Source organism: Escherichia sp. KCJ4928 (assembly GCF_004352695.1).
GTDB lineage: Bacteria > Pseudomonadota > Gammaproteobacteria > Enterobacterales > Enterobacteriaceae > ECMA0423.
On the sequence record NZ_SJWV01000020.1, the window covers coordinates 26,757 to 43,243 of the forward strand.

The 16,487-nt window shown below is 53.1% G+C and carries 17 protein-coding genes; 8 read left to right on the forward strand and 9 right to left on the reverse strand.

The genetic code is table 11. The features are described 5' to 3' along the window. Positions 1-40 precede the first annotated feature (40 nt). Positions 41-1,123: a DNA-binding transcriptional repressor LacI gene (gene lacI / locus E0D98_RS05365; RefSeq protein ID WP_000805910.1), complete on the reverse strand. Its 1,083-nt coding sequence runs from the start codon at positions 1,121-1,123 to the stop codon at positions 41-43. Between the two features lie 76 nt (positions 1,124-1,199). After that, positions 1,200-2,033 carry a DNA-binding transcriptional regulator gene (locus tag E0D98_RS05370; protein WP_001297745.1) on the reverse strand — a complete coding sequence of 278 codons (834 nt, stop codon included), beginning with the start codon at positions 2,031-2,033 and terminating at the stop codon, positions 1,200-1,202. 190 nt (positions 2,034-2,223) lie between these two features. Between E0D98_RS05370 and E0D98_RS05375 the strand changes: the two genes are divergently transcribed. From E0D98_RS05375 to E0D98_RS05410, 8 genes are all read left to right on the forward strand, one after another. Beyond that, complete coding sequence (locus E0D98_RS05375; RefSeq protein WP_001007402.1) at positions 2,224-3,888, forward strand: bifunctional 3-(3-hydroxy-phenyl)propionate/3-hydroxycinnamic acid hydroxylase; 1,665 nt, start codon at positions 2,224-2,226, stop codon at positions 3,886-3,888. A 1-nt stretch (position 3,889) separates the two neighbouring features. After that, positions 3,890-4,834, forward strand: coding sequence for a 2,3-dihydroxyphenylpropionate/2,3-dihydroxicinnamic acid 1,2-dioxygenase (gene mhpB / locus E0D98_RS05380; protein WP_000543459.1), 945 nt, complete (start codon positions 3,890-3,892; stop codon positions 4,832-4,834). 17 nt (positions 4,835-4,851) lie between these two features. Further along, positions 4,852-5,718 carry a 2-hydroxy-6-oxonona-2,4-dienedioate hydrolase gene (gene mhpC / locus E0D98_RS05385; RefSeq protein WP_000121898.1) on the forward strand — a complete coding sequence of 289 codons (867 nt, stop codon included), beginning with the start codon at positions 4,852-4,854 and terminating at the stop codon, positions 5,716-5,718. A 9-nt stretch (positions 5,719-5,727) separates the two neighbouring features. Then, a complete protein-coding gene (gene mhpD, locus E0D98_RS05390) occupies positions 5,728-6,537 on the forward strand; it encodes a 2-keto-4-pentenoate hydratase (protein WP_000160724.1) in 810 nt (269 codons plus the stop codon). Beyond that, on the forward strand, positions 6,534-7,484 hold the full coding sequence (gene mhpF / locus E0D98_RS05395; protein WP_000044314.1) for an acetaldehyde dehydrogenase: 951 nt from the start codon (positions 6,534-6,536) through the stop codon (positions 7,482-7,484). The genes mhpD and mhpF overlap by 4 nt, the downstream gene beginning before the upstream one ends. Continuing rightward, positions 7,481-8,494, forward strand: a complete 1,014-nt coding sequence (mhpE, locus tag E0D98_RS05400) for a 4-hydroxy-2-oxovalerate aldolase (protein ID WP_001013499.1) — start codon at positions 7,481-7,483, stop codon at positions 8,492-8,494. The genes mhpF and mhpE overlap by 4 nt, the downstream gene beginning before the upstream one ends. Before the next feature lie 175 nt (positions 8,495-8,669). Beyond that, positions 8,670-9,881 (forward strand): 3-(3-hydroxy-phenyl)propionate transporter MhpT, encoded by a 1,212-nt coding sequence (mhpT, locus tag E0D98_RS05405; RefSeq protein ID WP_000107624.1) that lies wholly within the window; start codon positions 8,670-8,672, stop codon positions 9,879-9,881. A 101-nt stretch (positions 9,882-9,982) separates the two neighbouring features. After that, a complete protein-coding gene (locus tag E0D98_RS05410) occupies positions 9,983-10,522 on the forward strand; it encodes a DUF2058 domain-containing protein (protein ID WP_050877162.1) in 540 nt (179 codons plus the stop codon). A gap of 124 nt (positions 10,523-10,646) precedes the next feature. On the opposite strand, the gene fghA is transcribed toward E0D98_RS05410, so the two are convergent. From fghA to E0D98_RS05445, 7 genes are all read right to left on the reverse strand, one after another. Further along, positions 10,647-11,480, reverse strand: coding sequence for an S-formylglutathione hydrolase (gene fghA / locus E0D98_RS05415; protein ID WP_000419049.1), 834 nt, complete (start codon positions 11,478-11,480; stop codon positions 10,647-10,649). Between the two features lie 92 nt (positions 11,481-11,572). Then, entirely contained in the window at positions 11,573-12,682 is a 1,110-nt protein-coding gene (frmA, locus tag E0D98_RS05420) for an S-(hydroxymethyl)glutathione dehydrogenase (RefSeq protein WP_000842102.1), read from the reverse strand. Positions 12,683-12,716: 34 nt separating this feature from the next. After that, the gene (frmR, locus tag E0D98_RS05425) at positions 12,717-12,992 is read right to left on the reverse strand and encodes a formaldehyde-responsive transcriptional repressor FrmR (protein ID WP_001141271.1); all 276 of its coding nucleotides are present in this window, start codon (positions 12,990-12,992) and stop codon (positions 12,717-12,719) included. Positions 12,993-13,176: 184 nt separating this feature from the next. Further along, entirely contained in the window at positions 13,177-13,950 is a 774-nt protein-coding gene (locus E0D98_RS05430) for a YaiO family outer membrane beta-barrel protein (RefSeq protein ID WP_000596094.1), read from the reverse strand. Between the two features lies 1 nt (position 13,951). After that, entirely contained in the window at positions 13,952-14,533 is a 582-nt protein-coding gene (locus tag E0D98_RS05435) for an acetyltransferase (protein WP_024194469.1), read from the reverse strand. Further along, entirely contained in the window at positions 14,511-15,707 is a 1,197-nt protein-coding gene (locus E0D98_RS05440) for a glycosyltransferase family 2 protein (RefSeq protein WP_000860438.1), read from the reverse strand. The genes E0D98_RS05435 and E0D98_RS05440 overlap by 23 nt, the downstream gene beginning before the upstream one ends. Before the next feature lie 9 nt (positions 15,708-15,716). Then, on the reverse strand, positions 15,717-16,388 hold the full coding sequence (locus E0D98_RS05445) for a PIG-L deacetylase family protein (RefSeq protein ID WP_000362029.1): 672 nt from the start codon (positions 16,386-16,388) through the stop codon (positions 15,717-15,719). Between the last annotated feature and the right edge of the window lie 99 nt (positions 16,389-16,487).

A 16,487-nucleotide genomic window follows, 5' to 3' on the forward strand; every position in this document is an offset into this window, starting at 1 on the left:
TGCCTAATGAGTGAGCTAACTCACATTAATTGCGTTGCGCTCACTGCCCGCTTTCCAGTCGGGAAACCTGTCGTGCCAGCTGCATTAATGAATCGGCCAACGCGCGGGGAGAGGCGGTTTGCGTATTGGGCGCCAGGGTGGTTTTTCTTTTCACCAGTGAGACGGGCAACAGCTGATTGCCCTTCACCGCCTGGCCCTGAGAGAGTTGCAGCAAGCGGTCCACGCTGGTTTGCCCCAGCAGGCGAAAATCCTGTTTGATGGTGGTTAACGGCGGGATATAACACGAGCTGTCTTCGGTATCGTCGTATCCCACTACCGAGATATCCGCACCAACGCGCAGCCCGGACTCGGTAATGGCGCGCATTGCGCCCAGCGCCATCTGATCGTTGGCAACCAGCATCGCAGTGGGAACGATGCCCTCATTCAGCATTTGCATGGTTTGTTGAAAACCGGACATGGCACTCCAGTCGCCCTCCCGTTCCGCTATCGGCTGAATTTGATTGCGTGTGAGATATTTATGCCAGCCCGCCAGACGCAGACGCGCCGAGACAGAACTTAATGGGCCCGCTAACAGCGCGATTTGCTGGTGACCCAATGCGACCAGATGCTCCACGCCCAGCCGCGTACCGTCTTCATGGGAGAAAATAATACTGTTGATGGGAGTCTGGTCAGAGACATCAAGAAATAACGCCGGAACATTAGCGCAGGCTGCTTCCACAGCAGTGGCATCCTGGTCATCCAGCGGATAGTTAATGATCAGCCCACTGACGCGTTGCGCGAGAAGATTGTGCACCGCCGCTTTACAGGCTTCGACGCCGCTTCGTTCTACCATCGACACCACCACGCTGGCACCCAGTTGATCAGCGCGAGATTTAATCGCCGCGACAATTTGCGACGGCGCGTGCAGGGCCAGACTGGAGGTGGCAACGCCAATCAGCAACGACTGTTTGCCCGCCAGTTGTTGTGCCACGCGGTTGGGAATGTAATTCAGCTCCGCCATCGCCGCTTCCACTTTTTCCCGCGTTTTCGCAGAAACGTGGCTGGCCTGGTTCACCACGCGGGAAACGGTCTGATAAGAGACACCGGCATACTCTGCGACATCGTATAGCGTTACTGGTTTCACATTCACCACCCTGAATTGACTCTCTTCCGGACGCTATCATGCCATACCGCGAAAGGTTTTGCGCCATTCGATGGTGTCAACGTAAATGCACGCCGCTTCGCCGTCCGGCCACCAGAATAGCCTGCGATTCAACCCCTTCTTCGATCTGTTTTGCTACCCGTTGTAGCGCCGGAAGATGCTTTTCCGCTGCCTGTTCAATGGTCATTGCGCTCGCCATATACACCAGATTCAGACAGCCAATCACCCGTTGTTCACTGCGCAGCGGTACGGCGATAGAGGCGATCTTCTCCTCCTGATCCCAGCCGCGGTAGTTCTGTCCGTAACCCTCTTTGCGCGCGCGCGCCAGAATGGCTTCCAGCTTTAACGGTTCCCGTGCCAGTTGATAGTCATCACCGGGGCGGGAGGCTAACATTTCGATTAATTCCTTGCGGTCTTGTTCCGGGCAAAAGGCCAGCCAGGTCAGGCCAGAGGCGGTTTTCAGAAGCGGCAAACGTCGCCCGACCATTGCCCGGTGAAAGGATAAGCGGCTGAAACGGTGAGTGGTTTCGCGTACCACCATTGCATCAACATCCAGCGTGGACACATCTGTCGGCCATACCACTTCGCGCAACAGATCGCCCAGCAGTGGGGCCGCCAGTGCAGAAATCCACTGTTCGTCACGAAATCCTTCGCTTAATTGCCGCACTTTGATGGTCAGACGAAAACTATCATCGGAGGGGCTACGGCGGACATATCCCTCTTCCTGCAGCGTCTCCAGCAGTCGCCGCACAGTGGTGCGATGCAGGCCGCTGAGTTCCGCCAGCAGCCCGACGCTGGCACCGCCATCAAGTTTATTTAACATATTTAATAACATTAGACCGCGGGTTAAGCCGCGCACGGTTTTGTATTCCGTCTGCTCATTGTTCTGCATATTAATTGACATTTCTATAGTTAAAACAAAGTTGTGCACCTGGTGCACATTCGGGCATGTTTTGATTGTAGCCGAAAACACCCTTCCTATACTGAGCGCACAATAAAAAATCATTTACATGTTTTTAACAAAATAAGTTGCGCCGTACTGTGCGCGCAACGGCATTTTGTCCGAGTCGTGAGGTACTGAAATGGCAATACAACACCCTGACATCCAGCCTGCTGTTAACCATAGCGTTCAGGTGGCGATCGCTGGTGCCGGTCCGGTCGGGCTGATGATGGCGAACTATCTCGGCCAGATGGGCATTGACGTGCTGGTGGTGGAAAAACTCGATAAGTTGATCGACTACCCGCGTGCGATTGGTATTGATGACGAGGCGCTGCGCACCATGCAGTCGGTCGGCCTGGTCGATGATGTTCTGCCGCACACTACGCCGTGGCACGCGATGCGTTTTCTCACCCCGAAAGGCCGCTGTTTTGCTGATATTCAGCCAATGACCGATGAATTTGGCTGGCCGCGCCGTAACGCCTTTATTCAGCCTCAGGTCGATGCGGTGATGCTGGAAGGGTTGTCGCGTTTTCCGAATGTGCGCTGCTTGTTTTCCCGCGAGCTGGAGGCCTTCAGCCAGCAAAATGACGAAGTGACCTTGCACCTGAAAACGGCAGAAGGGCAGCGGGAAACGGTCAAAGCCCAGTGGCTGGTAGCCTGTGACGGTGGAGCAAGTTTTGTCCGTCGCACTCTGAATGTGCCGTTTGAAGGTAAAACTGCGCCAAATCAGTGGATTGTGGTAGATATCGCCAACGATCCGTTAAGTACGCCGCATATCTATTTGTGTTGCGATCCGGTGCGCCCGTATGTTTCTGCCGCGCTGCCTCATGCGGTACGTCGCTTTGAATTTATGGTGATGCCGGGAGAAACCGAAGAGCAGCTGCGTGAGCCGCAAAATATGCGCAAGCTGTTAAGCAAAGTGCTGCCTAATCCGGACAATGTTGAATTGATTCGCCAGCGTGTCTACACCCATAACGCGCGACTGGCGCAACGTTTCCGTATTGATCGCGTACTGCTGGCGGGCGATGCCGCGCACATCATGCCGGTGTGGCAGGGGCAGGGCTATAACAGTGGTATGCGCGACGCCTTTAACCTCGCCTGGAAACTGGCGTTGGTTATCCAGGGGAAAGCCCGCGATGCGCTGCTCGATACCTATCAACAAGAACGTCGCGATCACGCCAAAGCGATGATTGACCTGTCCGTGACGGCGGGCAACGTGCTGGCTCCGCCGAAACGCTGGCAGGGTACGTTACGTGACGGCGTTTCCTGGCTGTTGAATTATCTGCCGCCAGTAAAACGCTATTTCCTCGAAATGCGCTTCAAGCCGATGCCGCAATATTACGGCGGTGCGCTGGTGCGTGAGGGCGAAGCGAAGCACTCTCCGGTCGGCAAGATGTTTATTCAGCCGAAAGTCACGCTGGAAAACGGCGACGTGACGCTGCTCGATAACGCGATCGGCGCGAACTTCGCGGTAATTGGCTGGGGATGCAATCCACTGTGGGGGATGAGCGACGAGCAAATCCAGCAGTGGCGCGCGTTGGGCACACGCTTCATTCAGGTGGTGCCGGAAGTGCAAATTCATACCGCACAGGATAACCACGACGGCGTGCTACGCGTGGGCGATACGCAAGGTCGTCTGCGTAGCTGGTTCGCGCAACACAATGCTTCGCTGGTGGTGATGCGCCCGGATCGCTTTGTTGCCGCCACCGCCATTCCGCAAACCCTGGGCAAGACCCTGAATAAACTGGCGTCGGTGATGACGCTGACCCGCCCTGATGCCGACGTTTCTGTCGAAAAGGTAGCCTGATATGCACGCTTATCTTCACTGTCTTTCCCACTCGCCGCTGGTGGGGTATGTCGACCCGGCGCAAGAGGTGCTCGATGAGGTCAATGGCGTGATTGCCAGCGCCCGCGAGCGTATTGCGGCATTCTCCCCTGAACTGGTGGTGCTGTTTGCGCCAGATCACTACAACGGCTTTTTCTATGACGTGATGCCACCGTTCTGTTTAGGCGTTGGAGCGACGGCAATTGGTGATTTCGGCAGTGCGGCAGGAGAGCTGCCCGTGCCTGTGGAGCTGGCGGAGGCCTGTGCGCATGCTGTCATGAAGAGCGGGATCGATCTTGCCGTTTCTTACTGTATGCAGGTGGACCACGGGTTCGCCCAGCCGCTGGAGTTCCTGCTCGGTGGGCTGGATAAGGTGCCAGTTCTGCCTGTGTTCATCAACGGTGTCGCCACGCCGCTGCCCGGTTTCCAGCGTACCCGCATGTTGGGTGAAGCCATTGGACGTTTCACCAGCACTCTCAATAAACGCGTGCTGTTCCTGGGTTCCGGTGGGCTTTCCCATCAGCCGCCGGTGCCCGAACTGGCGAAAGCCGATGCCCATATGCGCGACCGTCTGTTGGGGAGCGGGAAAGATTTACCCGCCAGTGAGCGCGAATTGCGTCAGCAACGGGTGATTAGCGCCGCTGAGAAGTTTGTTGAGGATCAGAGAACTCTGCATCCGCTCAACCCGATTTGGGATAACCAGTTCATGACTTTGCTGGAGCAGGGACGCATACAGGAACTGGATGCCGTCAGTAACGAAGAGCTTTCCGCCATTGCCGGAAAGTCGACACATGAAATCAAAACCTGGGTCGCCGCTTTTGCCGCTATTTCTACATTTGGCAACTGGCGTAGCGAAGGGCGTTATTACCGCCCAATCCCGGAGTGGATTGCCGGATTTGGCTCGTTAAGCGCCAGAACAGAGAACTGAATATGCAGGAGAAGATGATGAGTTATCAGCCACAAACCGAAGCCGCCACCAGCCGTTTTCTGAATGTAGAAGAAGCGGGTAAAACGCTGCGCATCCATTTTAATGACTGCGGACAAGGCGACGAAACCGTTGTCCTGCTGCACGGTTCCGGCCCGGGTGCTACTGGCTGGGCGAACTTCAGCCGCAATATCGATCCGCTGGTAGAGGCGGGCTATCGGGTGATCCTGCTGGATTGTCCGGGTTGGGGCAAAAGCGATTCGATCGTTAATAGTGGTTCACGATCGGATCTTAATGCACGAATCCTGAAAAGCGTGGTGGATCAACTGGATATCGCCAAAATCCACCTGCTGGGCAACTCGATGGGCGGCCATAGTTCTGTGGCGTTCACCCTTAACTGGCCGGAGCGCGTCGGCAAACTGGTGCTGATGGGCGGCGGTACGGGCGGCATGAGTTTGTTTACGCCGATGCCAACCGAAGGTATTAAGCGACTGAATCAGCTTTATCGTCAGCCGACTATCGAAAACCTGAAGCTGATGATGGATATCTTCGTTTTCGATACCAGCGATTTGACCGACGCCCTGTTTGAAGCGCGCCTGAATAATATGCTGTCGCGCCGCGATCACCTGGAAAACTTCGTTAAGAGCCTGGAAGCTAATCCGAAACAGTTCCCGGATTTTGGCCCACGTCTGGCGGAAATCAAAGCGCAAACCCTGATTGTCTGGGGGCGCAACGACCGCTTTGTGCCGATGGATGCGGGTCTGCGTCTGCTGTCCGGCATTGCCGGTTCTGAACTGCATATCTTCCGCGACTGTGGTCACTGGGCGCAGTGGGAACATGCCGACGCTTTCAATCAATTGGTGCTGAATTTCCTCGCACGCCCTTAAGGAATGGTCATGACGAAGCATACTCTTGAGCAACTGGCGGCGGATTTACGCCGCGCCGCAGAGCAGGGCGAAGCGATTGCGCCGCTGCGCGATCTGATTGGTATCGATAACGCTGAAGCGGCCTACGCCATTCAGCACATAAATGTGCAATATGACGTTGCGCAGGGGCGTCGCGTGGTAGGGCGTAAAGTGGGCCTGACGCATCCGAAAGTGCAGCAACAACTGGGCGTTGATCAACCGGATTTCGGGACATTATTTGCCGACATGTGTTATGGCGATAACGAAATCATTCCTTTTTCCCGTGTTCTGCAACCCCGCATTGAAGCGGAGATCGCACTGGTGTTGAACCGCGATTTACCCGCAACTGATATCACCTTCGACGAACTGTATAACGCCATTGAATGGGTACTTCCGGCGCTGGAAGTGGTGGGGAGCCGCATTCGCGACTGGTCGATTCAGTTTGTCGATACCGTGGCAGATAACGCTTCCTGCGGGGTGTATGTCATCGGCGGTCCGGCGCAACGTCCGGCGGGGTTAGACCTGAAAAACTGCGCCATGAAGATGACGCGTAATAACGAAGAGGTTTCCAGCGGGCGCGGCAGCGAATGCCTGGGACATCCGCTTAATGCCGCCGTCTGGCTGGCACGCAAAATGGCCAGCCTGGGTGAACCGCTGCGCGCCGGAGATATCATTCTTACCGGGGCATTAGGTCCGATGGTGGCAGTGAATGCGGGCGATCGTTTTGAAGCCCATATTGAAGGCATAGGTTCAGTTGCTGCGACATTTTCAAGCGCAGCCCCAAAAGGAAGTCTGTCATGAGTAAGCGTAAAGTCGCCATTATCGGTTCTGGCAACATTGGCACCGATCTGATGATTAAAATTTTGCGTCACGGTCAGCATCTGGAGATGGCGGTGATGGTCGGCATTGATCCTCAGTCCGACGGTCTGGCGCGTGCCAGACGTATGGGCGTCGCCACCACCCATGAAGGGGTGATCGGGCTGATGAACATGCCTGAATTTGCTGATATCGACATTGTATTTGATGCGACCAGCGCGGGCGCGCATGTGAAAAACGATGCCGCTTTACGCGAAGCGAAACCGGATATTCGCTTAATTGACCTGACGCCTGCTGCCATCGGCCCTTACTGCGTGCCGGTGGTTAACCTCGAGGCGAACGTCGATCAACTGAACGTCAACATGGTCACCTGCGGCGGCCAGGCCACCATTCCAATGGTGGCGGCAGTTTCACGCGTGGCGCGTGTTCATTACGCCGAAATTATCGCTTCTATCGCCAGTAAATCTGCCGGACCTGGCACGCGTGCCAATATCGATGAATTTACGGAAACCACTTCCCGAGCCATTGAAGTGGTGGGCGGCGCGGCAAAAGGGAAGGCGATTATTGTGCTTAACCCAGCAGAGCCACCGTTGATGATGCGTGACACGGTGTATGTATTGAGCGACGAAGCTTCACAAGATGATATCGAAGCCTCAATCAATGAAATGGCTGAGGCGGTGCAGGCTTACGTACCGGGTTATCGCCTGAAACAGCGCGTGCAGTTTGAAGTTATCCCGCAGGATAAACCGGTCAATTTACCGGGCGTGGGGCAATTCTCCGGACTGAAAACAGCGGTCTGGCTGGAAGTCGAAGGCGCAGCGCATTATCTGCCTGCCTATGCGGGCAACCTCGACATTATGACTTCCAGTGCGCTGGCGACAGCGGAAAAAATGGCCCAGTCACTGGCGCGCAAGGCAGGAGAAGCGGCATGAACGGTAAAAAACTTTATATCTCGGACGTCACGTTGCGTGACGGTATGCACGCCATTCGTCATCAGTATTCGCTGGAAAACGTTCGCCAGATTGCCAAAGCACTGGACGATGCCCGCGTGGATTCGATTGAAGTGGCCCATGGCGACGGTTTGCAGGGTTCCAGCTTTAACTATGGTTTCGGCGCACATAGCGACCTTGAATGGATTGAAGCAGCGGCGGATGTGGTGAAGCACGCCAAAATCGCGACGTTGTTGCTGCCAGGAATCGGCACTATTCACGATCTGAAAAATGCCTGGCAGGCTGGCGCGCGGGTGGTTCGTGTGGCAACGCACTGTACCGAAGCTGATGTTTCCGCCCAGCATATTCAGTATGCCCGCGAGCTCGGAATGGACACCGTTGGTTTTCTGATGATGAGCCATATGACCACGCCGGAGAATCTCGCAAAGCAGGCAAAGCTGATGGAAGGCTACGGTGCGACCTGTATTTATGTGGTGGATTCTGGCGGTGCGATGAACATGAGCGATATCCGTGACCGTTTCCGCGCCCTGAAAGCAGAGCTGAAACCAGAAACGCAAACTGGCATGCACGCTCACCATAACCTGAGTCTTGGCGTGGCGAACTCTATCGCGGCGGTGGAAGAGGGCTGCGACCGAATCGACGCCAGCCTCGCGGGAATGGGCGCGGGCGCAGGTAACGCACCGCTGGAAGTGTTTATTGCCGCCGCGGATAAACTGGGCTGGCAGCATGGGACCGATCTCTATGCGTTAATGGATGCCGCCGACGACCTGGTGCGTCCGTTGCAGGATCGACCGGTACGAGTCGATCGCGAAACGCTGGCGCTGGGATACGCTGGTGTTTACTCGAGCTTCCTGCGTCACTGTGAAACGGCGGCGGCGCGTTATGGCTTAAGTGCGGTGGATATTCTCGTTGAGCTGGGCAAACGCCGGATGGTTGGCGGCCAGGAGGATATGATCGTTGACGTGGCGCTGGATCTGCGCAACAACAAATAATGATGACTGCCGAGAACGTGCATTTTGTATGCCCATCCCAGCACGACTGCCGGATGCGGCGTGAACGCCTTATCCGGCCTACATTTCGCCCGTAGGCAGTCATTAAATAGTTCTGATTACGCGGCTGGCAATGTATCAGTCGCGATTCACCTGCACTCGCAATGAGGTTCATCTTATGTCGACTCGTACCCCTTCATCATCTTCATCCCGCCTGATGCTGACCATCGGGCTTTGTTTTTTGGTCGCTCTGATGGAAGGGCTGGATCTTCAGGCGGCTGGCATTGCGGCGGGTGGCATCGCCCAGGCTTTCGCACTCGATAAAATGCAAATGGGCTGGATATTTAGCGCCGGAATACTCGGTTTGCTACCCGGCGCGTTGGTTGGCGGGATGCTGGCAGACCGTTATGGTCGTAAGCGTATTTTGATTGGCTCAGTTGCGCTGTTTGGTTTGTTCTCACTGGCAACGGCGATTGCCTGGGATTTCCCCTCACTGGTCTTTGCGCGGCTGATGACCGGTGTCGGGCTGGGGGCGGCGTTGCCGAATCTTATCGCCCTGACGTCTGAAGCCGCGGGTCCACGTTTTCGTGGGACGGCAGTGAGCCTGATGTATTGCGGTGTTCCCATTGGCGCGGCGCTGGCGGCGACACTGGGTTTCGCGGGGGCAAACTTAGCATGGCAAACGGTGTTTTGGGTAGGTGGTGTGGTGCCGTTGATTCTGGTGCCGCTATTAATGCGCTGGCTGCCGGAGTCAGCGGTTTTCGCTGGCGAAAAACAGGCTGCGCCACCACTGCGTGCCTTATTTGCGCCAGAAACGGCAACCGCGACGCTGCTGCTGTGGTTGTGTTATTTCTTCACTCTGCTGGTGGTTTATATGTTGATCAACTGGCTACCGCTACTTTTGGTGGAGCAAGGATTCCAGCCATCGCAGGCGGCAGGGGTGATGTTTGCCCTGCAAATGGGGGCGGCAAGCGGGACGTTAATGTTGGGCGCATTGATGGATAAGCTGCGTCCAGTAACCATGTCGCTACTGATTTATAGCGGCATGTTAGCTTCGCTGCTGGCGCTTGGAACGGTGTCGTCATTTAACGGTATGTTGCTGGCGGGATTTGTCGCGGGGTTGTTTGCGACAGGTGGACAAAGCGTTTTGTATGCCCTGGCACCGTTGTTTTACAGTTCGCAGATCCGCGCAACAGGTGTGGGAACAGCCGTGGCGGTAGGGCGTCTGGGGGCTATGAGCGGTCCGTTACTGGCCGGGAAAATGCTGGCATTAGGCACTGGCACGGTCGGCGTAATGGCCGCTTCTGCACCGGGTATTCTTGTTGCTGGGTTGGCGGTGTTTATTTTGATGAGTCGGAGATCAAGAATGCAGCCGTGTGCCGATGCCTGACGCGCCTTATTAAGCAGGGGCGAAAGGGACTTGCCCCCAATACACCCACGGCGTTTACAGGTATACTCGCTAAAAATTATTCAGCGGGTTTGGAAACAAAGATGGCAAAACTTACCTTACAAGAGCAGTTGCTCAAAGCAGGATTAGTCACCAGCAAAAAAGCGGCGAAGGTCGAGAGAACGGCGAAAAAATCGCGCGTTCAGGCGCGTGAAGCTCGGGCGGCGGTAGAAGAAAATAAAAAGGCACAGCTTGAGCGTGATAAACAGCTTAGCGAACAGCAAAAACAAGCGGCGTTGGCGAAAGAATATAAAGCTCAGGTGAAGCAGCTCATTGAAATGAACCGAATCACCATTGCCAATGGCGATATTGGTTTTAACTTCACTGACGGCAATCTGATTAAGAAGATTTTTGTCGATAAGCTCACACAAGCGCAGTTGATTAATGGTCGTCTGGCGATTGCTCGCTTGTTGGTCGATAACAATAGCGAAGGTGAATACGCCATTATTCCCGCCAGCGTTGCCGATAAAATAGCTCAGCGTGATGCCAGCAGTATAGTGTTGCACAGCGCGCTCAGTGCCGAAGAGCAGGATGAAGACGATCCGTATGCCAACTTCAAAGTGCCTGATGATTTGATGTGGTAAACATAGATAAGTCGTGCGCAGATGCCTGATGCGACGCTATGCGCGTCTTATCATGCCTACGGCCTGCGGGCGAAATGTAGGCGGATAAGGCGTTCACGCCGCATCCGGCAGTCGTGCACTATTATCAACGCATATTCAGTTTATTGGCGTGGTAGGCAATATGCTCGCCAATAAAACTGGAGACAAAATAATAGCTGTGGTCGTAACCCTCGTGATAACGGATTAACGTCTTGATATTCATCTCCTGGCAGATCTTTTCAAGATTTGGAGTCCGCAGCTGTTCCGCGTAAAAATCATCACTCAACCCCTGATCAACCATGATTTCCGCAACGCGTTGACCTTGTGAAATAAGACTCACCGGATCGTAATCCAACCAGGCATCTTTATTTTCACCAAGATATGCGGCAAAGGCTTGCTGTCCCCACGGTACTTGCGATGGGGAGACAATGGGCGAAAACGCCGAGACGCTGACATATTCATCTGGGTTACGTAACGCCAGCACCAGCGCGCCCAGCCCGCCCATAGAATGACCAGAGATAGACTTTCTGGTCGTTGCCGGAAAATGTTGCATCACTAAATCCGGCAGCTCGTTGCGGATATAGTCATACATTTTGTAATGTTCATTCCACGGCGCTTGCGTTGCGTTCAGGTAAAACCCGGCACCTTGCCCGAGATCGTAACGGTCGGCATCTGCGACATGACTGCCTCGCGGACTGGTGTCCGGCGCAACAACAATAATGTTGTGCTCAGCCGCGTAACGCTGCATCCCCGATTTAGTAATGAAATTCTGCTCGTTGCAGGTCAGGCCCGAAAGCCAGTACAGCACCGGCAATTTTTCATTCGCGGCTTTTGGTGGGAGATAGACGCCGACATTCATTTCACATTTCAGTGATTGGGAATAATGCCGATACACATTTTGCCAGCCGCCAAAGCTGGCATGTTTTTCAATGAGTTCCATCAGTCATTATCTCACGGTTAATCCCCCGGACGGCTGCCCGGGGAGAGTATTAAGAACCCCGTCTGAAGTGGACGGGGTATACCTGCGGGAAATCAGTAACGAATTACGGTTCGAATGGATTTGCCTTCATGCATCAGGTCGAAGGCGTCATTAATTTCATCAAGGCTCATGGTATGCGTGACAAACGGTTCCAGATCGATATCACCTTTCATCGCATCTTCAACCATACCCGGTAACTGGGAACGACCTTTCACGCCGCCAAACGCGGAACCTTTCCATACGCGACCAGTGACCAACTGGAATGGACGGGTGGAGATTTCCTGACCAGAACCTGCCACCCCGATGATCACCGACTGACCCCAGCCGCGGTGCGCACTTTCCAGCGCCGCACGCATCACGTTGACGTTACCGATGCATTCAAAGGTATGGTCGATACCCCATTTGTTGATATCCAGCAGGACATCTTTAATCGGTTTGTCGTAGTCATTCGGGTTAATGCAGTCGGTAGCACCGAAGCGACGCGCCAGATCGAATTTCTTCGGGTTGGTATCGATAGCGATAATCCGTCCCGCTTTCGCCTGACGTGCGCCCTGAACCACTGCCAGACCAATCGCGCCAAGACCAAACACGGCAACAGAATCACCTGGCTGGACTTTAGCTGTGTTGTGCACCGCGCCAATACCGGTGGTCACGCCACAGCCCAGCAGACAGACGTGTTCATGGTTTGCTTCTGGATTAATTTTGGCCAGAGACACTTCCGCGACCACGGTGTATTCACTGAATGTAGAGCACCCCATGTAGTGATAAAGCGGCTGCCCGTTGTAAGAAAAACGGGTGGTGCCGTCTGGCATCAAGCCTTTACCCTGGGTTTCGCGAACCGCAACACAGAGGTTAGTTTTGCCAGAACGACAGAACTCACACTCGCCGCACTCCGCGGTGTAAAGCGGGATCACATGGTCGCCAGGTTTGACGCTGGTTACGCCTTCACCGACTTCAACCACAACGCCGGCCCCTTCGTGACCGAGAACCACCGGGAATACACCTTCCGGGTCATCCCCGGAGAGGGTAAATGCGTCGGTATGGCAAACGCCGGTATGGGTGACTTTAATCAGCACTTCACCTTTTTTCGGTGGTGCAACGTCAATTTCAACGATTTCCAGCGGTTTACCGGGAGCAAATGCAACGGCAGCACGTGATTTCATCTCTCGCTCTTCCTCAATATGGTAATAGATTCAGCTATTTAAGATAGGCTCGAACCAGTTCAATAGTGTCGTCAACGGATTGGCTGACTTCGCGGCTGTAGCAGTCATTTCGGTCAAACGTTTCCCGGATATGGCTTTCAAGCACTTCTGCCATCAGCCCGTTAGCCGCGCCCCGAACGGCAGCGATCTGTTGGAGTATGGCACGGCATTCGGCATCACCCTCCAGCGACCGTTCCAGAGCATCAATCTGCCCTCGAATACGACGAACTCGAGTAAGGACCTTTTTCTTCTCTTCCGGAGTACTGGGCATTTCGCACCTCATCATCTGCACGCAATATACTATAGGGGGGTATGCTATATGTCAATGCATACCCCCCTATAGTATATAACACTGGAGAATAAAATTTATCCGGTGAATGTGGTCGGAAAACAAAGAGGAAAGGGGGGGCTAATCGGCAGGGAAGGCCGCCCCGGATAGCGGGCGGCAGAAGGAATCAGAATTTCCAGGTCAGATGGGCTGCAAGTTGCAGACCGTTATAATCATCGGTTGGGGTGTCGTACCACACTTTACCTGCCGTCAGCCCGAGATTAAGTTGCTCAGTCAGCGGTTGAATACGTTGCAAACTGACGCTCTTCATGCTGCCGTAGCGTGTTTCTGGCGTCCAGTCATAGGTGTAAGCGCCTGTTCCGCGGCTTAGCCATAGTTGCGTATAACCAGTGCCGCGCGGGTCATTCAGACGCACGGAAATCATATTGCTATAACTACCACCTGCATCGCTGGAGTCATAATGGGTATAGCGGTAGCTGGTGATCACCGGGCCAGTATAGAGTGATACGCCGCCTTGCCAGGCATCGACTTCGACATCATCGTAATATTTAGTGTAGCGATAACCGGTCGTGAAAAGCGTTTTTGGCAACAGGGCCAGGTTAATATCCTGACGAAAATCCTGGCGGGCAAAGACCGGCGTATTATCCGCAAAGGCAATACCCGTTCGGGTTGTCAGCCAGTTATTCCATTTATACCAGACCGCACCCTGACCGCGAGTGGCATTGAAATTTTCAGTTTCATAATCACGACGCCCCTGGGAAAGATTAAAAAGCAGCGTTGCGTTTTCAACTTTCGCCACCAGTTCAGCATACGCTAAATTACGGTTGCCATGATCGCCAGAATAATCGGTAAAATCGTAGCCCGCGGTAATGGAAGTTAACCCGGCATAAGCGGGCAATGCGCTAAAAATGGCCGCCGCTAATAACGTCCGTTTTATCATTTTAATCTCCTGTACGGATAAGTTCTTGTCGGAGTGAATAAGTTCCGGCAGGTAAATTACGTTCTACAATCACGCGCGGGCCAAGTTGCGTGTTCGGGGAAATAATTCGCCCAGGCAAAATTATAACTTGTACGCCAAGGCGTGAACGCTGCCCGATATAACAACCTAATTTATCGCATCCGGTAGCGATAATTCCCTCTGGAGTTCGAACAGACACAGGCTGTTCATCCAGACGATGATTACTGGTACGTACTTGTGCGCCCAAATATGCCTGGTTTGCAACTACCGAGTCGGCAATAAAACATTGCGGACCAATCGTTGCTTCCGCTTCAATAACCGCATTTTTAATTTCGGTGGCAAAACCAATTTTTACACCATTGCTGATTATTGTGCCAGGACGAATAAACGCATAATTACCTATCAGGCAGTTTGCGCCAATCACTACCGGACCCTGAATAACGGCACCATGACAAATACGGGTATTCGCGCCGATAACAACTTCACCTGCAGTTTCATCAATAATTACCTGGTCTGCAATCTGAATATTTTTCTCTTTAACATTAAGCTTCAGATAGTTTTTCAGTTCCTGTGACAGAAGGTTGGGAATAAGCGGTTGACGCTTCCACCAGTGCGGAATAGCGGGTGGGTTTGTCGCGCTGAGGTTCGCGTCCAGTAAAAAAGGCAATAAGTCCATAAATAATCCAGATGGCATAAGCTAATAATACATACACAACGGAAAGCGGCGCTAAAGGCACCAACAACCAGCAACGATGAAACCAGGCGCTAAAAGCACCAATAACACAAACTACGCCGATCCAGATAAGCGGAAACATTGCCAACACCACACCATGCGGCCCGGTGGTGATGAATTCATTAAACCAGGTAGTGAGATAAATCCCAACGCCATAAATCACAACCAACAGCATAGGAAATATACTGAAGATACCGAAGCGGCTAAATAAAAGTCTTTTATGCAGGCGCATACAGACCGCGTATCCCACAATCCAACGCCGCCAGCGACGCCACTCCTCACGCGGACTGTTGCATTCCTGTGGGTATACGATGCAGCGATTCGCCTGCCGAATACGGTAGCCGTTTGCCACTAATGTCCAGGTGAGATCAAGGTCTTCGACTTTAGTACGATCCGAGAAACCGAACTTACGCAATACATCAGTACGGAACATCCCGCAGGCACCGCTGATAATAAACGGTGCGCCGCCCAGGAGCTGCTGTAGCGTGCGCTTCATAACAATCATCGGCAACTTTACGGTCGCGCGGATGTGCGGTAACAGCCCCGCGCCTTTCAACGCAGTAGAGGGAATGCCGCCTACGGCATCAGCACCGCGCTCAATTTCTGCCAGCATATAGCCCATTCCGTCTTGATCGGGCGGAACATAGGTGTCGGCATCACTTAAAAAAACCTGGTCGCAGGTGGCATAATTGAGGCCATTCATCAGCGCACCACCTTTACCGGTATTTTTTTGCGTGACGGCAACAAAGCGGTCGCCCCATTTGCGTTTGACTTCCGCCATGACCGCTTCGGTATTGTCCGTGGAGCCGTCGTTAACGCAAATTACCCGGCAAAAATAAGGGTTACGCAGTAGATTATCCAGTGACTGCGCCAGACACGGGCCTTCGTTATACGCAGGTATAATGGCGTCAATACAGCCTTTCTTTTGACTGGGTTTACGTCTTAGCGTACTTAAAAACCATAGCAACATTGCTATGGACATACAGATAAATATCCAGGTTTTCATGCAATTTGCTCAAAGAATCATTTTATGAATTACAAAGCCTTCACCCAGATCGCTATTGACCTGTTGCCCGCGAAATTGTGCAACTGCACGCAGGCGATCATGACGCATATAATCACGTCGTTCCTGGCTTTTATGTTTTTTTAATGCAGCAAGTTTGACTGTGAAATATTCTTCTTTAACGGATTCAAAAACCTGAGGCATAAATGAAAGCCAGGTACTTGGGGTTTCGTAGCCGAGAATTTGTGGAATAGTGCGGCAGGCAACCATTGAAGCTTGATAAACAGCGAGATGATCCTGATGGCGGTCGGCATCATGCATGGTATATACCCGCATGATTTCAACATCAGAAGGAATTTGATTTTTAATGATGTCTTCCAGGGCGGAAATCATATCATTGAGCTGTAAATGAGCGCGGGTGTCAGCAAAATTAAGATGAATAGTTTGGTGGCACCCTAATATCTTTAGGGCGTTGCGCGATTCTTCATGGCGATCGATTATTCCATCTGTACCAGAGTTGCCGGTAGTCATCACCACTGCTGCGATATAAATTCCTTTTTGCGCAAGACGAGCAAGCGATGCGCCACAGCCTAATTCTATATCGTCAGGATGTGCGCCAATAGCAAGGATACCCTTTCTTTTATTTGCCGAAGAAAGGAGGGCTGAATCTAAAACCTTATCCACTTAATGACACTCCATTTTATTTATTATACTACAAGCACAACGATGCACTCAGAGACGTAATCTCTGGCGCAGCCAGATGTTAATTTATAAATTTTAAAT

Coding starts and splice junctions, on each gene's coding strand:
- E0D98_RS05370 (WP_001297745.1), bottom strand. CDS start 2,033: ATGCAGAACAATGAGCAGACGGAATACAAAACCGTGCGCGGCTTAACC.
- E0D98_RS05375 (WP_001007402.1), top strand. CDS start 2,224: ATGGCAATACAACACCCTGACATCCAGCCTGCTGTTAACCATAGCGTT.
- mhpB (WP_000543459.1), top strand. CDS start 3,890: ATGCACGCTTATCTTCACTGTCTTTCCCACTCGCCGCTGGTGGGGTAT.
- mhpC (WP_000121898.1), top strand. CDS start 4,852: ATGAGTTATCAGCCACAAACCGAAGCCGCCACCAGCCGTTTTCTGAAT.
- mhpD (WP_000160724.1), top strand. CDS start 5,728: ATGACGAAGCATACTCTTGAGCAACTGGCGGCGGATTTACGCCGCGCC.
- mhpF (WP_000044314.1), top strand. CDS start 6,534: ATGAGTAAGCGTAAAGTCGCCATTATCGGTTCTGGCAACATTGGCACC.
- mhpE (WP_001013499.1), top strand. CDS start 7,481: ATGAACGGTAAAAAACTTTATATCTCGGACGTCACGTTGCGTGACGGT.
- mhpT (WP_000107624.1), top strand. CDS start 8,670: ATGTCGACTCGTACCCCTTCATCATCTTCATCCCGCCTGATGCTGACC.
- E0D98_RS05410 (WP_050877162.1), top strand. CDS start 9,983: ATGGCAAAACTTACCTTACAAGAGCAGTTGCTCAAAGCAGGATTAGTC.
- fghA (WP_000419049.1), bottom strand. CDS start 11,480: ATGGAACTCATTGAAAAACATGCCAGCTTTGGCGGCTGGCAAAATGTG.
- frmA (WP_000842102.1), bottom strand. CDS start 12,682: ATGAAATCACGTGCTGCCGTTGCATTTGCTCCCGGTAAACCGCTGGAA.
- frmR (WP_001141271.1), bottom strand. CDS start 12,992: ATGCCCAGTACTCCGGAAGAGAAGAAAAAGGTCCTTACTCGAGTTCGT.
- E0D98_RS05430 (WP_000596094.1), bottom strand. CDS start 13,950: ATGATAAAACGGACGTTATTAGCGGCGGCCATTTTTAGCGCATTGCCC.
- E0D98_RS05440 (WP_000860438.1), bottom strand. CDS start 15,707: ATGAAAACCTGGATATTTATCTGTATGTCCATAGCAATGTTGCTATGG.